The 11,951-nt window shown below is 45.9% G+C and carries 9 protein-coding genes and 1 CRISPR repeat array; of the genes, 3 read left to right on the top strand and 6 right to left on the bottom strand.

What is annotated here, in order from left to right:
- Window positions 1–44: 44 nt before the first annotated feature.
- Window positions 45–1,085 (top strand): D-glycero-beta-D-manno-heptose-7-phosphate kinase, encoded by a 1,041-nt coding sequence (gene rfaE1 / locus H6F98_RS28770; protein ID WP_192222161.1) that lies wholly within the window; start codon window positions 45–47, stop codon window positions 1,083–1,085.
- Between the two features lie 117 nt (window positions 1,086–1,202).
- Here the strand turns inward: rfaE1 and H6F98_RS28765 are convergent, their stop codons facing one another.
- Window positions 1,203–1,880 (bottom strand): ComF family protein, encoded by a 678-nt coding sequence (locus tag H6F98_RS28765; protein ID WP_192222160.1) that lies wholly within the window; start codon window positions 1,878–1,880, stop codon window positions 1,203–1,205.
- A 338-nt stretch (window positions 1,881–2,218) separates the two neighbouring features.
- Window positions 2,219–2,471: direct repeats of the CRISPR family, unit length 38 nt; unit sequence CTTTCAATTAACATGAATCCCTATCAGGGATTGAAACG.
- A 37-nt stretch (window positions 2,472–2,508) separates the two neighbouring features.
- Window positions 2,509–3,612: a serine/threonine-protein kinase gene (locus H6F98_RS28760; RefSeq protein ID WP_192222159.1), complete on the bottom strand. Its 1,104-nt coding sequence runs from the start codon at window positions 3,610–3,612 to the stop codon at window positions 2,509–2,511.
- Window positions 3,613–3,746: 134 nt separating this feature from the next.
- Between H6F98_RS28760 and H6F98_RS28755 the strand changes: the two genes are divergently transcribed.
- Entirely contained in the window at window positions 3,747–4,496 is a 750-nt protein-coding gene (locus tag H6F98_RS28755; RefSeq protein ID WP_192222158.1) for a DUF561 domain-containing protein, read from the top strand.
- A gap of 89 nt (window positions 4,497–4,585) precedes the next feature.
- On the opposite strand, the gene H6F98_RS28750 is transcribed toward H6F98_RS28755, so the two are convergent.
- Window positions 4,586–5,719, bottom strand: a complete 1,134-nt coding sequence (locus tag H6F98_RS28750; RefSeq protein WP_313929962.1) for a DegT/DnrJ/EryC1/StrS family aminotransferase — start codon at window positions 5,717–5,719, stop codon at window positions 4,586–4,588.
- A gap of 283 nt (window positions 5,720–6,002) precedes the next feature.
- Here H6F98_RS28750 and H6F98_RS28745 point away from each other — a divergent pair, with 283 nt between their 5' ends.
- The gene (locus tag H6F98_RS28745; RefSeq protein ID WP_192222156.1) at window positions 6,003–6,782 is read left to right on the top strand and encodes an ABC transporter permease; all 780 of its coding nucleotides are present in this window, start codon (window positions 6,003–6,005) and stop codon (window positions 6,780–6,782) included.
- 167 nt (window positions 6,783–6,949) lie between these two features.
- Here H6F98_RS28745 and H6F98_RS28740 read toward each other — a convergent pair whose 3' ends face one another.
- From H6F98_RS28740 to lepA, 3 genes are all read right to left on the bottom strand, one after another.
- Complete coding sequence (locus H6F98_RS28740) at window positions 6,950–8,338, bottom strand: UDP-glucose/GDP-mannose dehydrogenase family protein (protein ID WP_192222155.1); 1,389 nt, start codon at window positions 8,336–8,338, stop codon at window positions 6,950–6,952.
- Window positions 8,339–8,503: 165 nt separating this feature from the next.
- Window positions 8,504–9,466, bottom strand: a complete 963-nt coding sequence (locus tag H6F98_RS28735; protein ID WP_192222154.1) for a UDP-glucuronic acid decarboxylase family protein — start codon at window positions 9,464–9,466, stop codon at window positions 8,504–8,506.
- Between the two features lie 601 nt (window positions 9,467–10,067).
- Window positions 10,068–11,879, bottom strand: a complete 1,812-nt coding sequence (lepA, locus tag H6F98_RS28730) for a translation elongation factor 4 (RefSeq protein ID WP_192222153.1) — start codon at window positions 11,877–11,879, stop codon at window positions 10,068–10,070.
- Between the last annotated feature and the right edge of the window lie 72 nt (window positions 11,880–11,951).

Raw genomic sequence — 11,951 nt, 5'->3', positions numbered from 1 at the left:
TAATGGAGCCTTGGTGTTTTGCTGCTCTTGTCTATCCTTAGTCTATGCCTGAATCTTCTTTCACAAATCAGCTAGTTGCCTCAGCGGAGCGTTTATTTGGGTTACTCGATCGCTTTTCCCAAGCACGGGTGTTGGTCGTTGGTGACTTGACTCTCGATGAATTTCTAACAGGTCAAGTCGAGCGCATTTCCAGAGAGGCTCCTGTGTTAATTATCCGCCATGAAACCACTAGACAAACGCCTGGGGGTGGAGCAAATGCTGTCTATAACCTTGCGAAGCTAGGCGCGAAGGTGAAAGTTGCCGGATTGGTTGGAAAGGATAGCCAAGGTGAAGTTCTGCGGCAAATTTTTGAAGTGGCTGGCATTGATACTAGGGCAATCTTAATTGACCCAGACCGACCAACGGTAACTAAAACTCGAATTGCTGGTCATGCACGTCAGTCAGTAACTCAGCAGATTGTGCGGGTAGATCGAAAATCAGATGATTTGCCAGACTCAGATGTGCAGTTACAGCTAGCGGATGAGATTCGACAGCAGTTGGATACAGTCGATGCGGTGGTTTGTTCTGATTATGGGGATGGTGTCCTCACCGCACCAGTTATAGAAGCGGCGTTGTCACACCCTCTGACAGTGGTCGATGCTCAAAAGAATTTGGGACGTTATCGCACTGCTGGGGTATTTACGCCAAATCTACCGGAGGCGGAGCAAGCCGTAGGATATGCGATTAAAAATCCTCAAACTCTTACAAAAGCGGGTCAAGATTTATTAGCACTGACGCAGGCTCAACAAATTTTAATTACTCGTGGCGATGAGGGAATGAGCTTATTTGACCGTAGTGGTGCTGAGCATCATATCCCAGCGTTCAATCGTACTGATGTTTTTGATGTTACGGGTGCTGGAGATACTGTGGTGGCAGCACTGACGTTGAGTTTGTGTATGGGAGCATCGTTTTGGGAAGCAGCAGTTTTGGGCAATTTAGCGGCAAGTATTGTTGTACGTCAATTTGGTACAGCAACAACAAGTATTGATGAGATGAAAACAGCGTTGCAGACGTTGCTGGAAGAGTTTGAGGGGAGGGGGGAGTAAGCTGTCACACATCTAAATTGCCTGTTGAAACTTCAGGAGAGTGGGGAAGAAAGTACTCCCCTATATCCTTCATCTCCCTTAACTCAGTGCCATTTTGCTTAACTTGGTCAGGACGTATTATTTTTTGGAGGTTGCGATCGCAACTACTCCATATACAGGTATTTCTGCTTTTCGGAAGGCTTGAGCGGCTGAGCAGACGGTTGCTCCTGTCGTGTAGATATCATCGACTAATAGTACAGGTGCGCTTGGTGGATGTTGGGCTAAGCGTTTATCAATTACAAAGGCATCCGCAAGGTTTTGCTCTCGCTCTTTGACAGATAAACCAAACTGCGCCTCGGTGGAACGAACTCGTTCTAAACCCTGTGGTTGCTCTTTGTAACCAGTGAATTGGCAAAAGCTTTGGGCAACCAGTTCTGCTTGGTTGTAGCCGCGTTGTTGTAGCTTGGTTGGATGGAGGGGAATTGGAACTACTGTCAACTTTTTTACCTGGGTAGCGGCGGGTGATTTGAGCCATGCTTGCCCTAGCCAGTGACCTAATGGACGCGCTAGTTGAGGTTGGTTATCGTATTTTAGGGAAGCGATCGCTTGTTTCAAGGTACCGCTATAACTTCCCCAGACAAAGACTGGTAATTCACCTTGCCACAAGTCGCTTGGTGTTTTAAGCTGACAGCGTAGCAATTGTCGCTGACAGTATTCACACACTTCGATGTCTGCGGGGCGATCGCATAGGGGACAATTGGACTTCAGAAAAAGAGCCAGTAGACCATTTTTGAGTTTCTGAATTCCAGTTGCCATAATTCTTTGGTTGGAGGTTAGCCAACTTTAATTTAACGGATGGCAAGGGATGAGCGATCGCAATTTTTGCTGGCGACTTCACAGTTGGGTGCGCGAGTGCGTAGGTGTTTTCAGCGAGTACGGCAATTTAGAACAGTATTCCTGATTAGACAAGGGTTTGAAATCTCTCGCCTCATTTTTAGATTCACGCAACTCCCAAAAGTACTGGGATGGCTAGCTTTGCGACGAGTTAGACACTCTGGGTCTTGCCTGATCTATCAGCTTGAATGCTATAATCCAATTGAACCGCGCAAAAGAACCTTGAAAACTTCATACTGTAAGCCTTTCAGGCACTCGCTCTTTCAATTAACATGAATCCCTATCAGGGATTGAAACGTATTTTGAGAAGGCATTAAATAATATCCAAATTACCTTTCAATTAACATGAATCCCTATCAGGGATTGAAACGAGGTGGACGTTAATGAGCGACCAACGCGAACCGACTTTCAATTAACATGAATCCCTATCAGGGATTGAAACGGCTAAAGGCTGAGCCAATCTGTCCATCATTGCCTTTCAATTAACATGAATCCCTATCAGGGATTAAAACGGTAAAGATACAAATAACCAATAACAAACAACCAAAAACTAATCAGATTCATTGGGTAAACTATCAATTTTTTCCTTATCGCGCTGCTGCTGTCTGACTTGCATTCGGTATTTCCAGTCTCGAATTGCGATCGCAGCTTTGGCAGCAGGAGAGTGAGGATTATCACCAGTGCTGTCATTCTTACTTGCTGCAACAGTGTAGTCTGGTTGGTGGCGCATGACTAGACACTTGGATAAACTATCATGCGGTGATTCTTGATCGAGCGCTCGTAGAATCGCTTTAACTGATTTATAGCGTTCTTGTAGAGAAATCTTGAGCATTTTGCCGAGAATCTTGGCAAAGGAGTCACTGATTTGCACGGAATCTTGCCACAGAAGTTCACCCGTTTGGCGATGAGTATCAAAATCTAGGGGAGCTTTCCCAGTTAATAAATATAGACAAGTAATGCCTAGAGCATAAATATCACTACCAAATACAGGTCGTAGAGAAAATTGTTCCGGTGGTGCAAATCCTACTGTTCCAATAAAATGGGTTGTTGGCGTTTTCATCGTATTATCGCCAGCCTGAGCAATAAGCTCCTTCACTGCCCCGAAATCAATCAGTACTAGCCTTCCATCGTCTTCACAACGAATGATATTCTGCGGCTTTATATCGCGATGAATAACTTGCTGGCTGTGGACATACTGCACTGCTGGGAGAATTTCTCGTAAAAAGCGCTTGACTGAAGCTTCCGTTAGACAACCTACCCGCCTCACCAGCCTTGCCAACGTCATTCCACGCACGTATTCCTGAACTAAGTAAAACTCCCCATCTGCAACGAAATAATCAAGTAGGAGAGGAATTTGAGAGTGGCTACCCAGCTTCCCTAAAGTTTTCGCCTCACGTTCAAAACGCTTACGCGCCGTTTCCAAGGCACTAGGCTCAATAACTTTGGGACACAATTGCTTGATAACACACCAGGGTTCACCGGGTAACAACACATCTCTTGCCAGAAAGGTAACGCCAAAACCACCTCGACCAATCATCCGCAGCACTTCATAGCGATCGCGAAATAGTTTATCTTGACCACACAGCTGACCCAACTGTGTTTGCTGCAAAACGTCTGTATGAAACGTAGAGAGGTTTCCAGGCGGAAAATTCATGGATTTTCAATGGCAGGATGATGTTGGATCTCTAGTATGCTTTTAGTCTAGGCAAAAAGCCCCCTTTCCGTCCAAGCCACTAAGATATAACAATTTAGGATGAGATAGTTGTAAAGTAACGATGAAGAGCAACTATGACTATGCATCCTAGATTACAAAAAGCGTTTGAGCAGAGCCGAGTTCTCAAAGTAATTAGCGGCTTGAATAATTTTGATGCCAACCGTGTGGCAGCAATCGTCAAGGCCGCTGATCGGGGTGGTGCCACTTTCGTCGATATCGCCGCCGACGCTGATTTAGTAAAACTGGTGAAGGGATTGACTAATCTCCCAGTTTGTGTATCTGCTGTAGAACCCAACCTGTTTGTGAAAGCAACCGAAGCAGGTGCCGATCTAATCGAGATTGGTAACTTCGATAGCTTTTATGCTCAGGGACGGCGGTTTGAGGCAGAAGAAGTGTTAGCACTAACCCAAGAAACGCGATCGCTTCTCCCTGGCATCACCTTGTCTGTCACTGTCCCCCACATCCTGACTCTCGATCAGCAAGTACAACTGGCAGAGGAATTGGTACAAGCGGGTGCCAACATCATTCAAACTGAAGGCGGAACCAGCAGCACCCCTCGTTCAGCCGGGACATTAGGGTTAGTGGAAAAAGCTTCCCCAACCTTAGCGGCAGCCTATGAGATTTCCCGTGCGGTATCAGTACCAGTACTGTGTGCGTCTGGTTTATCTAATGTAACTGTACCAATGGCGATCGCTGCTGGTGCGGCGGGTGTTGGTGTCGGTTCTGCCATCAATCAATTAGATAACGAAGTCGCCATGGTTGCCGCTGTCCGTAGCCTGGTTGAAGCATTGGCAACTGCTACCCCTGTGCGCGATCGCGTATAGAGGACTTCCAAAAGCATCAATTGCCTAAACAATTGCTGTAGGGGCGCAAGACGCAGCGCCCCTGCAAAGGCTTATGGGCAGCCAGTGGGCTAATAAATAATACAATCCTTCAAGCTGTAGACTACTTGCTGCTGTTCCTCAAACGACAGTTCTGGGAACATTGGCAGCGACAATACCTCATGGCAAGCTTGCTCAGCGATCGGCAACTGACCGGGTTTGCAACCTAAATCCTTGTAGACTGGCTGCAAGTGCAAAGGTAACGGGTAATAAACCGCTGTATTGACACCAACTTGCTGTAGCTTGTTCCGTACCTCGTCCCGGTAGTGGTTAGTATTACTTTCTTTAATCAAACGGATGGTGTATTGATTCCAGACAGAACGCCCTTCGGCAGTTTCTTCGGGAATCACGACTCCTGGTACTGGCTGCAACAACTGGTGATAATTGGTAGCCAGCTCACGACGTGCATTATTCCAACGGTCAAGATAGCGTAGTTTTATTTGGAGGATTGCCGCTTGCATGGCATCCAAGCGACTGTTGATGCCCGTTTCGTCATGACGATAGCGAACACTACTCATTCCATGCTCTCGCAGCTTACGGATGGAATCCGCGATCGCAGGATCATTTGTCGTTACCGCGCCGCCATCGCCACAGGCACCCAGATTTTTTGTGGGATAGAAACTAAAACAGCCAATATGCCCAATACTCCCTACCTTTTGCCCCTTCCACTGGGCGCCTACTGCTTGGGCACAATCTTCAATTACAGCTATTCCTGCCTCGTTTGCGATCGCCATCAGTGCCGTCATATCCACCGACTGTCCAAATAAGTGAACGGGCAGGATGGCTTTTGTCCGTTTTGTGATTGCCGCTTTTAATTGCGTGACATCAAGATTAAAAGTTTTCGGGTCAATATCAACAAAAACAGGCGTTGCACCAACAACCGTAATTACTTCAGCCGTAGCAATAAACGTGAAGGGTGTTGTAATCACCTCATCACCAGAACCGATTTGCAAAGCGCGTAGTGCAAGATAGAGAGCATCAGTACCAGAATTACAAGCTACGCAGTCTTTAACCCCTGTGTAATCCGCAAACTGTTGCTCAAAACCCTTAACAATTGAACCACCGATGTAGCACCCAGAGGTCAAAACGTCCTGAACCGCAGCATTTACTTCTTCTCCAATCAGTTGGTATTGCCGTGTCAGGTCAAAAGTGGGAACGTTATTCACTCGCTTACACCTAGAATTTTTACTTAAATAAATCAAATTTTGCCGAAAAAGGGAATCCAGGTGTTCCCTGTTCATGTTTCTTCAGAATGATAAAGTTCTCAAATTGTTTCAAGTACTCATGGCATTATGTGTTAGCTAGTGACGGAGATAATTAAAAGAGGCTGGAGATTCTGGAGGGTTGCTTGGCTTCCAGTGAAGCATCTTCCTCTATCCTTCATTTAGTCTTGGAGGCACTCTGAAGAACGCAGATTTCTCACCTTTTACCTCTTACGTGTAACCGAACGTGGATTCTTTAATTGAACTTGACTTAACTGACTTAGTTTGGGCATTGGGCATGATGGCGATCGCAATTGGGTTATCCAGTTGGCAAGGGTTGGGGCTGGAAATGTCACTTGCGATCGCGACAGTACGCACCGTTATACAGCTAATAGGTGTCGGGTATATACTCTTTGTGGTTTTTGCCCTAAACGACCCTTTTGCTGTTCTAGCCGTCTTACTGGTGATGCTGACGATTGCTACAATTACGGCTCGCAATCGCATCAGCAAAAAGATTCCCCAACTGTTGTATGTAGTGTTTGGGGCAATTTTCTTCAGTACAGCCCTCACGTTGAGTTATACAAATCTGTTGATTATTCAACCAGAAAGCTGGTATGAGCCACAGTACTTAATTCCCTTAGCTGGGATTGTTCTGGGAAACGCGATGAATGGGGCTGCGATCGCAGGTGAACGCCTCGTCAGCACAATTAGCAGCAGTCGCCTGGAAATCGAAACTCATTTAAGCCTAGGCGCAACTCCACAACAGGCAGTAGCAACCTACCGCAAAGACGCAATCCGCGCCGGACTCATTCCTACCCTCAACCAAATGATGGTTGTCGGTGTTGTCACGCTACCGGGGATTATCACAGGTCAACTGTTGAGTGGTATTGACCCCTTAAATGCAGCCTCTTACCAAATCTTGATTATGTTTATGCTTGCCTTTGCCAACCTCGTGACAACTGTCTTGGTGACTCAAGGACTTTGCCGCCAATTTTTCAATACACAAGCTCAACTACAGTTACCTTAACTCATCCAACGTAAGGTTGTTGGTTATTGGTTATTGGTTATTAGTTGTTGGTTGTTGGTTATCTATATTCTTTAACAGACAACAAAGCGGCGGGAAACCCCTTCCTGCTTGAGGAAGAGTAATTTCGTCCGCCGCTTTCTGTAACTCTTCTCTGAAGGACAAGGATGCTATCGCCCAATACCTAAAAAGCGGAAACCAGCCTTCTCTACTTCTTCTCGATCTAAGAAGTTGCGACCATCAATGATGACAGGGTTGTTCATTAACTTCGCCATCTTGACATAGTCCAGCTTCCGGAATTGTTCCCAGTCTGTCACTACTACCAAGGCATCACAGCCATCGGCTAGCCGCTCTGGATCGGTTTCCACAAAAACACCTGTTAAACCATGACGCATACCAGTTTGAGAAATAATCGGGTCGTAGGCTTTAACTTTTGTTCCAAGACGGTTTAGCTGTTCAATTAGAATGAGTGCTGGAGCATCCCGGAGGTCGTCGGTGTCTGGCTTAAAGGTTAAGCCTAACAAGCCAACGGTTTTACCTTTGAGGATTTTGAGTGCTTGCTGGAGTTTTTCGATCGCAATTAAGCGCTGGCGTTGGTTGACATTAACAGCCGCTTTCATCAGTTGAGCGTCGTAGCCATAGTCATCAGCGGTATGAATTAACGCAGAGACATCTTTGGGGAAGCAGGAACCACCCCAGCCAATACCAGCTTGCAAAAATTTGTTGCCAATTCGGGAGTCTAAGCCGATTCCTTTCGCAACTTGGGTAACATCAGCACCAACGCGATCGCAAATGTTAGCAACTTCATTGATAAAGCTAATTTTGGTTGCTAAGAAGGCATTCGCGGCGTACTTCACCATCTCGGCTGAGCTGACATCAGTAACCACAACAGGAACAGGAGGCAATGACTTATCTTCAGCAACCTTGCGCTCAACAATGGGAGCATAGAGTTCCTTCATCATTGCGATCGCACGTTCACTATTGCTTCCCAGCACAATTCGATCTGGGTTAAACGTGTCGTAAACCGCTGAGCCTTCACGCAAAAACTCTGGATTACTGACGACTTCAAACTCACTCGTCGTTTCTGGTGGTGCTTCTGTAACAACGCCACCCGCGCCAACCAGAGCCATCTGACGCTCAGCAACACCATCTAAAACAATCATCCGTACCCAGTCACCAGAGCCAATCGGTACCGTTGATTTATTAACAATTACCTTATAACCACCGTTAAGATTCGCGCCAATTCCACGAGCCACGGCTTCAACATAACGAGTATCACTTTCACCGTTTGGTAAAGCAGGTGTTCCTACAGCAATAAATAAAACCTCACCATGAGCCACACCTGCTGCTAAATCTGAAGTAAATTCTAGATTTCCAGCCTGACTTGCCTCATGCATAATTTCCGAAAGTCCCGGCTCATAAATAGGTGACTGCCCTGATTTCATCAGCTTGACTTTCTCTTCGTTATTGTCTATGCAAATGACGTGATGCCCAATATGAGCAAGGCAAACACCAGTTACTAAACCAACATATCCAGTACCAATGACACAAACGCGCATAAATTAGCTCCTTACTGATACAAGTGATGGGTCAGGGAATTTTTGCTGTTGCATCTATCTCCTCTGCACCCGAATTTTTTTAGCTCTCCAGAATCGGTAGCCCAAACAAATGATGTGCAAGCTTCTCAATCACTTGGTCTACCGATTTTTACCCTGACAAGATGACTACTCTGAAACTGAAGCTAGATGCTGCCCTTGAGGAGATGCTACGCGAGCACGAAAATCTTCCACTGTCATTTTTAACCCTTCTTGTAAGGGTACGGTAGGTTGCCATCCCAGCAAAGACTTTGCTTTTGTAATATCGGGTCGGCGACGTTTTGGGTCATCTTGAGGGAGAGGCTTAAAGATAATCTCAGCGTCGGGATTCACCATCTTCTGAACAGCTTGAGCCAGTTCTAAAATTGTGTATTCATCTGGATTGCCTAAATTGATGGGACCCGTATGTTCACCATTCATTAACCGCATTAGTCCTTCTACCAAGTCGGATACATAGCAGAAGCTTCGGGTTTGTGAACCATCCCCATACACCGTCAAAGGCTTACCCTGGAGGGTTTGCACAACAAAATTACTGACAACTCGACCATCCTGTTCAAACATTCGACTGCCATAGGTGTTAAAAATTCGAGCAACGCGAATTTCTACATCATTTTGCCGATGGTAGTCAAAAGCAAGAGTCTCTGCAACTCGCTTTCCTTCGTCGTAACAGCTACGAGGACCAATGGGATTAACATTTCCTCTGTAATCTTCTGATTGAGGATGAACCTCAGGGTCTCCATAAATCTCAGAGGTAGAAGCCAGTAAAAATCTTGCCTTCACTCGCTTCGCTAAACCCAGCATGTTCAGAGTGCCTAGGACGTTCGTTTTAATCGTCTTAACCGGATTGTACTGGTAATGAACTGGCGAAGCTGGACAAGCCAGGTGGTAAATTTGGTCAGCTTCTAATCGAATTGGTTCGGTGATATCGTGGCGGATCAGTTCAAAGTAGGGGTGATCTAGCCATTTAAGGATGTTGCGCTTGTGACCGGTGTAGAAGTTATCTATACAAATTACTTCATGCCCGTCTTCCATCAATCGATCTATAAGATGGGAACCGATAAAACCAGCACCACCAGTAACCAGGATTCTCATAATTTCAAGTACAGGGGGATCACTTTAGCAAGACTATGCTAATCGCTTTATGTTGAAGATGCCACAATTTTGATAAGTGAAACCAAGCTAAATTTAAAGACTGTGTGAAGATACTGACAACGGTTCCTACTCTGCCTCTATATTTTCCTCTGAGTGCCTAATTTTAGGAATTAGAAGTTGGTGACTCAGAAAAAGCTTGGAAGATAAGTCCAGTAGAAGTTTGATTCATTTTTTCTTAATTGCTTCGTTTCGAGAAATCGGCTTGACCGTTGTGATTAGGCATTCGGAGAAAGAGACTTTCAGGGTTTTGTTGTGCATCGAAGTTCATGGACTCCGGCGTGTCAATCTGCTGGATAAATGTACACTAGCTCAACGCCTAGGATTTTCTCTGTATGAATAGACTCTTGTTCTAAAAGAAAGCTCTGTTGTTTTACAGTTTTCGACAACAGAGCCTCCTGAGAGCTTGTTTGAGCAATCTCTCTTAGTTTATTTCAAATATGTATGCTGCGATACAGAAGTTTGGCTTTCAACTTTAGATTTTTCTGTCAAGCTTTAGCCTTAACCTTGAGCCGACCTAGAGTCTTTACAAATATTCGGAATTTTACTGTGGATCGAGGCGCAATACAGCCATAAATGCTTCCTGCGGAACATCAACAGTGCCAACAGATTTCATCCGCTTTTTACCTTTGGCTTGCTTTTGAAGCAGTTTTTTCTTGCGGCTGATGTCGCCGCCATAGCACTTCGCAAGAACATCTTTGCGTAAAGCGGGGATGTGTTCACTGGCGATTACTCGGCTTCCAATAGAAGCTTGGATCGGAATTTTGAATTGGTGACGGGGAATTAGTTCCTTAAGCTTTTCAACCATTCCACGACCAACATTGTAGGCTTTGTCTCGGTGGACAATCATCGCCAAAGAGTCAACGGCATCAGCATTAATTAAAATATCCAATTTGACCAGAGGGTTCTCTCGGTAGCCGATGAGGTGATACTCCATGCTGGCATAGCCACGCGATCGCGATTTCAACTGGTCAAAAAAGTCTGTTACGACTTCTGCCAAGGGCAACTCATAAATTAACGTGGTTCGTCCTTGGGTGAGATACTTCATGTCCTTAAACACACCCCGCCGATTTTGGCAGAGTTCCATTAAGGTGCCAACGTAGGTTTCTGGCGTAATCATCTCTACCTGGACATAGGGTTCTTCAATTTTTTCTCGTTCTTGGGGCGGTGGGAGAGTGCTGGGATTGTCAATCTCAAAGGCTTCACCGCTAAGGGTGGTCACTTTATAAACTACAGAAGGCGCTGTGGTGATTAAATCCAGATTGTATTCTCGCTCCAGTCGCTCCTGAACAATTTCCATGTGCAGTAAGCCCAAAAAGCCACAGCGGAAGCCAAATCCCATCGCACTGGAGGTTTCTGGCTCATAGTTGAGGGCAGCGTCATTAAGCTTCAGCTTCTCTAAGGCATCCCGTAAGTCTTCGTATTGATCAGCATCAATTGGGAACAAGCCACAAAACACCATAGGCTTAGCTTTCGTGTAGCCAGGTAGAGGCTCAGCGGCTGGTGCGGCGGCTAAGGTAATAGTGTCACCGACACGGGCATCTTCTACAGCTTTAATAGCGGCTGCCAGATAGCCTACTTCTCCGGCGTGTAGTTCATTAACCTGAACTTGAGTAGGAGAAAGAATACCAAGTTCATCCAATTCGTACTCTTTACCGGATGCCATCAAACGGACACGATCGCCTTTTTTAACGGTTCCATCCATCACCCGGAAATACACGATCACGCCCCGATAGGGGTCATAGTAGCTATCAAAAATCAACGCCCGCAACGGCTGGTTTACCGTGTCCTTCGGGGGAGGCACCAGATGCACAATCGACTCTAGAATTTCATTAATCCCAATCCCTTCTTTTGCCGATGCCTTAATTGCTCCGCTACAATCGAGTCCGATGATTTCTTCAATTTCGCTGCTTACCCGCTCTGGTTCAGCTCCGGGTAAGTCGATTTTATTGAGAACGGGAATAATTTCGAGATTATGCTCAAGTGCTAAATAAACATTCGCGAGTGTTTGTGCCTCAACGCCCTGAGAAGCATCTACCACTAGCAGTGCGCCTTCACAGGCAACAAGCGATCGCGATACCTCGTAGGAAAAATCGACATGACCCGGAGTGTCAATTAAGTTCAGAACGTACTCCTCACCATCACTGGCGGTGTAGTTCATTCGCGCGGCTTGTAGCTTAATCGTAATGCCCCGCTCCCGTTCCAGATCCATGTTGTCCAGGAACTGTTCCTTCATCTCCCGGTCTTTTACAGTACCAGTAGTTTGCAGCAAGCGATCGGCTAGAGTGGATTTTCCGTGGTCAATGTGGGCAATGATTGAAAAGTTACGAATGCGAGAGACAGGAACGTCAGTCATAGCTGTGGTGGTGACTCTTAAAGAACTGGCACAGAGTTCAGTAGCACTTAATGTATTTTAATGTTTCCGCAC

Origin of the sequence: Microcoleus sp. FACHB-SPT15, assembly GCF_014849525.1 — a bacterium.
Taxonomy (GTDB): Bacteria; Cyanobacteriota; Cyanobacteriia; order Cyanobacteriales; family Coleofasciculaceae; genus Symplocastrum; species Symplocastrum torsivum.
Note: the sequence above shows the minus strand (reverse complement) of the source record. Positions and strands in the feature narration are given on the sequence as shown.

Excerpts from the sequence above, each read along its gene's own strand:
- rfaE1 (WP_192222161.1), top strand. The coding sequence starts at position 45 with ATGCCTGAATCTTCTTTCACAAATCAGCTAGTTGCCTCAGCGGAGCGT.
- H6F98_RS28765 (WP_192222160.1), bottom strand. The coding sequence starts at position 1,880 with ATGGCAACTGGAATTCAGAAACTCAAAAATGGTCTACTGGCTCTTTTT.
- H6F98_RS28735 (WP_192222154.1), bottom strand. The coding sequence starts at position 9,466 with ATGAGAATCCTGGTTACTGGTGGTGCTGGTTTTATCGGTTCCCATCTT.
- H6F98_RS28760 (WP_192222159.1), bottom strand. The coding sequence starts at position 3,612 with ATGAATTTTCCGCCTGGAAACCTCTCTACGTTTCATACAGACGTTTTG.
- H6F98_RS28755 (WP_192222158.1), top strand. The coding sequence starts at position 3,747 with ATGACTATGCATCCTAGATTACAAAAAGCGTTTGAGCAGAGCCGAGTT.
- H6F98_RS28740 (WP_192222155.1), bottom strand. The coding sequence starts at position 8,338 with ATGCGCGTTTGTGTCATTGGTACTGGATATGTTGGTTTAGTAACTGGT.
- lepA (WP_192222153.1), bottom strand. The coding sequence starts at position 11,879 with ATGACTGACGTTCCTGTCTCTCGCATTCGTAACTTTTCAATCATTGCC.